The sequence below is a fragment of the Bradyrhizobium sp. UFLA05-109 genome, from assembly GCF_054185165.1.
On sequence record NZ_JBBIAR010000180.1, the window covers coordinates 1 to 503 of the forward strand.

At 64.8% G+C, this 503-nt stretch carries 1 protein-coding gene and 1 pseudogene; both read left to right on the top strand.

Going from position 1 to position 503, the window contains the following annotated elements; all coding sequences use genetic code 11:
• A partial coding sequence (locus Q3C01_RS44935) for a 3-keto-5-aminohexanoate cleavage protein (RefSeq protein ID WP_458151759.1) occupies nucleotides 1-221 on the top strand: 221 nt, incomplete at its 5' end.
• A gap of 60 nt (nucleotides 222-281) precedes the next feature.
• A pseudogene (locus Q3C01_RS44940) lies at nucleotides 282-503 on the top strand (3-hydroxyacyl-CoA dehydrogenase NAD-binding domain-containing protein); the annotation flags it as partial.

Here is a 503-nt window from a genome sequence, read left to right on the forward strand (position 1 = left end):
TCTCAATTGGACGGATGCAGCTCCCGTATGTGGCGTTGGCACCGTCGGTCGGCGCTAACGTACGGGTTGGGCTGGAGGACAACCTGTATCTCTCCCGCGGGCGGCTGGCGACTAACGCCGAGCTCGTGCAGCGGGCGGTAGAAATTCTCGAGCGGATCGAGGTGCGGGTGATGCCCCCGGATGAGGTGCGTGAGAAGCTCGCGCTCAAAGTTCGTGCCTGAGAGGGCAGTGACAGTGAGGTCATGCCTAAGGGATCGCACTTCTCTGAGAGCCGGCCGCGAGTGATCGGGCTGCTGGGCGGCTGCATCGGAGGAGACGAGGCCGCACAGTTCGTCTTCAACGGAGTGGACGTGCGGCTGTATGGCCCGTCGTCTCGTGCGGTCGAGCGCGTGCAGAAAATACTGGGCAACACGAGGCAGGCGTATCGGGGGGTGAAGCCGGTTCCTCTGCTGGCCGAAAGGGCGCTCACGGTAGTGGCGTCGGCCGCGAACGCGGTGCTCGGC